Source organism: Catenulispora rubra (assembly GCF_015356825.1).
Classification (GTDB): domain Bacteria; phylum Actinomycetota; class Actinomycetes; order Streptomycetales; family Catenulisporaceae; genus Catenulispora; species Catenulispora rubra.
In genome coordinates, this window is sequence record NZ_JAACYW010000441.1 from 1 (window position 1) to 6,742 (window position 6,742).

A 6,742-nucleotide genomic window follows, 5' to 3' on the forward strand; every position below is an offset into this window, starting at 1 on the left:
GCCCCCGCCCACCCGCCGAATCAGCCACCTGAAACAGCTCTGCGGCGGAATCGCCGAACATCCCTGAAGATCACCAACAGCATCCGGAATGTGGGCCAGATCCAGATCCAGCATGAAGCGCCCCGACTGTCCCAAACCCAACCCAGGGCACATCAGTGCACCGCTTGCTACGAACTACGGCTGATTTGGTGCTCGCAGCTTCTTTGCCTTTTCGATGTCTTTTGACATCTGCTGGGCGCGAAGGAACGGCATGGCCTTGTCGACGGCTTCGAAGGCTCCAGCCTTGTCGTCGATGCCAAGGCGTGCGCTGGCCATGTCGATCCACAGGCGGCCGTGGAGGCGGTCGTCCAGATCGCTGACACGCTTGAGCGCCTCTCCGAGAATGGTCACGGCCTCGGCCGCCCTGCCGGATCTGACAAGCGCCCGGCCCTTCATCTGCATCATGAGCACGATGCCGCGCGCGTTCTTGATGGCGACGTGTTGCTGATACGCTCGCTCGAAGCATGTCAGTGCAGCTTCGGGGTCGTCCTTGTCGAGGCGGACGAGGCCGATGAACTCGTCGACCGATGCCCTCAGTGTCTTGTCGGCGCGCTGCTCCTCGTTGTCGGCCGGCGCGGACAAGTTCCCGACGGCTTCGAGGGCCGCATCGACCTGTGCCTGGGCTTCGTCAAGGAGTTCAGCTTCCCGCAGCGCGCGCGACAGCAAGCATCGCATTCTGGCCTCGTAGCGCTTGTTGCCGAGGCGCTGGGCCGAGATGACCGCACACCGGAGCACGTCGACGGATACTCTGCCTGGGCGCCGGTTGAAGAGGTACGTCTGCAGCGGTTCGGTCATTCGGACGACGACTTCGTCCTCGCCGTCGATGAACGCCTGGTTGATGAGCATCACGACTCGGTCGAGATGCTGTCCGACCCACAAAAGCGCGGTCTGCTGCCGGGCAAACGGGTTAGCATCGGCGTCCAGCGCCACTTTGACCACCCGGAACGGCTTGTTACGGGAGGTCGCCTTGTCAGCGTACTGAAGCATGATCGCGTACCAAACGCGCAGTGCAACGTAGGCCTTCTGCTGGCGGGCCTTCGAGAATTCGCCTTTCTGCTCGAGCAGTTCGCGAGCATGGATGCGGATCATGTGGTTGGCCGAGAGCGTCGTTCCGTCCCCGGGCTGGTCCGTCCCGGCCGTTTCGTTCCAGGATTTGGCGATCAGGTACCGCCCAGTCAGTTCCCGCCGCGCCGCGCGCATCCTTTCGAGCGGAAGCCCCGAAACTTCCGCAAGCCACGAGTCGCCGAATACCGACATCTGGTCGGGCAGCAGTCCAAGTGCCCGGTAGAGCTTGCGGGCATCGGCCGGCAAGCTCGCGTACGATTCGTCGAACACTCGCATCGTGCCCGAGCGGTGCGAGCGGAATTCGTCGATCGCGCCACCGCTCCGGGCCAGCCGGTGGTTCATGTCAGTCATGGTGGTGCTGGGCTCCCTGTTCAGAATGCCGGCGACCATCATCAGGACCGCCGGAATGCCAGCGCAGACGTCGACCACACTCCGCAAAGCGGCGTCGCTGTCGAGCTGGTGGGGTGCCACCGCGTTCTGGAAGTACCCTCTGGACGCGTCCGCGTCGAATCCGCGCACCTCGCGATACTTGACGTCGGCACCCAGCAGGTCGTCGATCATCGTGTCCGCGGCCACAATGACCGTGCTGTTCGCCGACTGCGGAATCAGTGTCGCGATCTCGTCGGCGTCCTTGACGTGATCGAAGATGACGCAGATCTTCCTGCCCTGCGTCAGCCTGGCCCACCATTTTCTGGCGACTTCCGGCTCGGGCGGGATCAGGGCCGAGGGCAGTCCGACCTGTGCCAGCAGCAGCCGGGCGACCTCTCCGGGGTCCGGCTGGTCAGAGTTCAGTCTGTCCAGGTCCAGATAGTAGATGCCGTCCTCGAAGAAGTCCGTCCCATGATGACGGATCCAGTACAGCAGCATCGTCGACTTCCCGATGCTCCGCATTCCGGCGAGGTGCAGGAGTTTCGCCACGTCGCCTCCGGCGCAGGCGGCCTCGACGATCCAGGCACGCTCTTCAACGCGATCGGCGAACGCCGTGGGCTCGGGCGGATAGTTGGCATCGGTGCACCTGAACTGGAACTCGGGGCCGATGATGGCGGTCTCGATGTACTCCGTCAGCATGGCGCGGTGCAACCGTGCGGATTGCGCGTCGTCGGAGTCGGCCAGCGTCAGCTGCGTCATCAGCCGTGCGATTTCGGCGATCGGATCCTTCTTCGCCTTGATCATTTTCCTCAGCTTCGGGAGGCGCGCGACCATCGCCCTCGCGAACGCGGCGGCGGCCGGCCTGCCCACCTTTTCGCCTGCGCTTTTTCCGAGAGCACCACCGGTCGCGATCAAAAACTTCTCGAGCGATGCCTTCGTGATCTCCTCAATCAACTCAGCCCCCGCTCCGCTCGTCGACCGCCGACTGCAGCCGAACTTCATCAGAGGTCTGATCCTAGACAACGCACCACTACCCGGCGCAACACTCCGCTACGGCAGTCGTGATGCACCCTGGCCGTTCGGGCACCGTCACCACGCTGTCGGCGGCTCCCATCGACCAGTCGCTCGACATGGGCCTCGCCCAGAGCGGCCTTGAGCTTCTAGTTCTCGCGCTCCCAGCTGCACCTCATGTGCCGAGGTTCCCGCCCTGCCTGCCACCCCCGGGCAACCCGACCCAAGTCCAGGAACTGCCGCTCCCAGATCCCAGCGCTCTACTCGGACACATTGGTCCGCCGCGCCGCCTCGACGACTGCCACCTCACCGGCCACGATCGACAGCACGATCCTCAGCTTCTACCCCACCGGGAACTGTGGATACGCGCCCCGTCAGATCGCTACCGGATCGGGAAAATACGTCCGACTCGACAGCAGGCGACTGACGCAGCCCGGCCCGGCCATCGCGAACACCATCTACATCGGATGCGTGAAGACGTAAGAAGCGCAGACGCTGTTGCGGCACACGTGCGGCCCGGCCTTGTGCTGCCACCACTGCTCCGGAGCGCGGTCACGGGCCCCCACTGGGTTCCGCAGCGGTTGCACCGCCATCGCCCGGTCTGCGGCCGGCCTATCTAGCGCTCCTCCGGTCAGGGCTTTCGCAGGCCAGTCCCATACCTCGAAAGCAGGAATGTGGCTGGCTCATTTACCGGATCTCCGATTAACTGGCTGGCAAGGCCATTGATTCGTCGGCCCCCCGGCGCCGCCCCAGGAAGGGCGGAGCCGATGCTCTGGCTGGTGGCAGGGCCGGTCACACGAAAGCCAGTAGACGGTCGGTGAGGCCCAGGTCATCGGCGCAGCTCAGGCGAAGCGCCCCGCGTTCCTGCCAGGGCTTGATGTGTCCTGGGTTTGGTCGAGTCAGGATGCCGGTTTCCAGGCTACCGGCTGGATCGGCATGTCCGTAGTTCGTACTCAATCGGACGTGATGTGGCCTTGGAAGTCTTCCGGGGTGCTCGGCCAATCGTCGACGGCCCCCACCATCGTCCCTGCACCCTGACGACCACGCGGCCATGATGCCCGGGGCGCGTGCCGTGTGGTGCGACGCGGCCCCCAAGGACCGTCACAGGCCAGAACCGACGTCCTCGCCCTTCGCGCCGGGATCGCCGGCGCGGATGCGATAGACCTGAAGGTGGAGCCCGTAGTACTTGTCGGTTTCGCCTACCCACTGCAGGCCCAGGCGCTCCGTGGTGGCGATGGCCCGGTGATTGTTCGGCCGGGTCACAGCGAACAGCTCGTCGGTGTGCTGGGTGAACGCCCAAGCGATCAGGACGCGGGCAGCCTCGGTCGCGTAGCCCTTTCCCCACACCTGGGGGTTGAGCTGCCAGCTGATCTCCAGGTCCTCCTCATAGGGAGGCAGCAGCCGGATACCCAGACCGCCGATCACCGCACCGTCGTCCCTGCGCTGCACCGCCCACCGCCCCCGCGGTGCCGCCAGGTTCGGCTGGGCCTCGGTCCAGGCCTGCAGCACTGAACGCATCGCCGCCGCATCGCCCACCCGATCCATCGCGGGAGTCAGCCAGTGCGCGACATCCCCAGAGCCGTAGACCGCCAGAGCAGCCTCGGCGTCGTCGACCGTCCAGTCCCGGACAATGAGCCGTTCGGTGGTCAGGGGCATGTTCATTACGGGTTCCCTTCTTCGGCAGTCCCCATCCTCCACTGCCGCGCAGCGCTCGGGGCCGCGGCGCGTCGATCACACCAGACGGCAGGATCGCCGCTGCTGTCGATCACCCTGGCCAGACGGTGCTGACCGACGTGGTCAGATCATCGCCGCAGGGCCAGGCTCCGCGAGACGATCCGTAGCGATCTCACACGCCATGATCAGTCACCGGGCGCCCCAAGACTCGCTGGCGCCAGGCCGCGTCCAACGCCGACTCCCGGATCCGCCAGCCGTGCGGCGCGCGAACGGGTTCGTCAGCGAGGACGGCGCCGACCACGAACAGGTTGTCGACGCCGTCGGCCGGCCCGGAGGGCGGCAGGACGGGGGTAAGGTACGGCGGGAGGCGTGCGTCGGGCCCTGGTTTCCTCGAGCCTCTGCTGTCCGACCCGTACCAGGACCCGGAGCGTTCGGCGGAGCTGGCGGACTCGGTGTCGATGGCGGCCTTGCTGCTGCTGGAACGGCTGTCCCCGCTGGAGCGGGCGGTGTTCGTGCTGCGCGAGGTGTTCGGGTTCGGCTTCCCCGAAATCGCGAACCCCGTCGGACGCTCAGAGGCCGCGTGCCGTCAACTCGCGGTGCGGGCCCGCCGGCACATGGACCTGGGCCGCCCCCGCTTCGAAGCGGATCAGAAGGAGCGCGAGGAACTGTCCGCACGGTTCTTCGACGCCCTGCGGGACGGCGATGTCGGTGCGCTTAGGGAACTGCTGGCCGCGGACGTCCAGATGATCGGCGACGCCGGAGGCAAGGCGCCCCCACTCGTCCGCAGCGTCATCGGCGCCGACAACGTGGCCCGGCTGCTCGCCGCGAGCTGCAAGAGCATCGGCGACGCCATCTACGAATACGCCGGCCAGAACGACCAGTCCCGGCTGAACTCCGGCGCGATCGCCGCGCTCGACGCTGTGGATGCCGACGCCAAGGCCGCGCAGTCAGACACCACCACCGCGTCCGCCGACGCCCCCGACGACATCGTCCTGGGCAATGCCGCGGCCGCCGCGCAGAACGCCCTCGTCGCGGACTCCAACGCCAGGATCGGCGGACCGCCGGTCACTGTCGTCGCGCCCGTCGGGTGAACGCCATCTCGCCCCTTCCCGTGCTGCACCGGCAGTGGTCGACGGATCGGTGACCTGCGAAGACACTCAGCGGACAAGCACTTTTTCAGCGGTCTGAAGTATGGCCCGGCTCTGACGGCTCACTACGGCGCAGGGCCCTGGCATCCACGGACGACTTCGAGATGACGCCCCGGCTGCGCATAGTCGACCTCGCGTCGGTGACGATGCCGCGCTACGACTACCGCTGATCCGCCTGGACTGAATTCGGCGCCGGCAGCAGCCTCAGTGACGGCGTTGGCACGCTGCTCCAGCCAGCAATCCGGTCGTGCATCGTGGCCCGTCGGCCCGTTCCAGAATGCAGTGGGCCGAAGACGCACCGGCTGGCGTAACGCCAGTCTCGCTCTGGCGTGGAATTGCCGGGGCCCCACCAGGCATCCATCCGCACCGGCAGTTGTGCGCGATTGGTCAGTGACCACGCGTCGCGATAGTCGCTTCTTCCGATGTGACGCTGCGTGATAGGTGGATGGTTCACTTCACTTCCAGGGACCTCCCGGGGCCGATCTTGCCGCGATGGGACCAGGGATTCATGCCCGCGGACTGGGAAGCGTGGCTCGACTATGAAGGAGTACCGGACGGGACACCGTTCCTGCTCTCGCCAGGGTGGGAGTACGACCTCGCGCTGAACAGCTACTTCCACCGCTCTGGGGGCTTGGAGGAGTCGCTGAGGACGGCGTCCAACCGGGCCCTCGCGCTGGCGCGCTTCCTGAGCTTTCTGCATCTGTCGCGAGGCGGCAGGGGCTGGCGGGACGCGTCGGAGGAAGATCACCGGGCGTTCCACTATTGGAGAAGGCGCGATGCGGCCGGACCGTGCGTTGATGGCGCGACGTGGAGCCAGGAAGTCGCGTTGGTCCATCATTTCTACGGTTGGGCGCTGGCGAAGGGTCTGGTTGGCGCCTCGCCGATCCCGCAGAGGGGGCGGCGCCCGGGCAGGCTGCGGCTGGGGACGTCCGAGGCCAGGTCGGCGCGGAGTCAGGACTCGACCGTTCCGGCGACGTACGCCCATGACGGCGGTGGGGAGTCGTTGGAGTGGCTGCCGGCCGCCGCCTATCGTCGCTGGCGCGATGTCGGACTACGTGGCTACACCGCGGCGGGTCTGCCCGATCCGGGTTTCCGTGGCCGGTGGGCGGCGCGGAACGCGGCCTACACGGACTTGATGGTGCGCACCGGGCTGCGGATTACGGAGCAGTCGTCGCTGGTGGTCGGGGAGGTTCCGGTTGGCGGGGCTCCGGGCTATGAGCGTTTCTGGCTCCCGGCGGCGATCGCCAAGGGCGGCTCGGCGCGGTGGGTCTACGTTCCGGCATCAGGGCGTCGTGACCTGCGGGACTACACCGAGGTGGACCGCGCACAGGTGGTGCGGGAAGCGCAGGGCCGCGGACGCTATGACGGGATCCGGCGTCCGTTGGTGATCGCAGACCCGGAGCGTCCGTGGTGGGCGACGGCGGGTGGCGGGGCGC

The 6,742-nt window shown here is 66.8% G+C and carries 3 protein-coding genes and 1 pseudogene; 2 read left to right on the forward strand and 2 right to left on the reverse strand.

Annotation, left to right across the window (positions count from 1 at the left end):
* Window positions 1-174 precede the first annotated feature (174 nt).
* Both GWK61_RS51630 and GWK61_RS51635 read right to left on the reverse strand, forming a co-directional pair.
* Window positions 175-2,427, reverse strand: coding sequence for an NB-ARC domain-containing protein (locus tag GWK61_RS51630; protein ID WP_194921476.1), 2,253 nt, complete (start codon window positions 2,425-2,427; stop codon window positions 175-177).
* Between the two features lie 1,158 nt (window positions 2,428-3,585).
* Complete coding sequence (locus GWK61_RS51635; RefSeq protein ID WP_194921477.1) at window positions 3,586-4,146, reverse strand: GNAT family N-acetyltransferase; 561 nt, start codon at window positions 4,144-4,146, stop codon at window positions 3,586-3,588.
* Window positions 4,147-4,510: 364 nt separating this feature from the next.
* On the opposite strand from GWK61_RS51635, the pseudogene GWK61_RS61285 reads away from it, so the two are divergent.
* Both GWK61_RS61285 and GWK61_RS51645 read left to right on the forward strand, forming a co-directional pair.
* Window positions 4,511-4,985, forward strand: a pseudogene (locus GWK61_RS61285) (sigma factor-like helix-turn-helix DNA-binding protein); the annotation flags it as partial.
* Window positions 4,986-5,814: 829 nt separating this feature from the next.
* Window positions 5,815-6,742 (forward strand): hypothetical protein (locus GWK61_RS51645; RefSeq protein WP_228564380.1); only part of this gene is annotated, 928 nt, incomplete at its 3' end.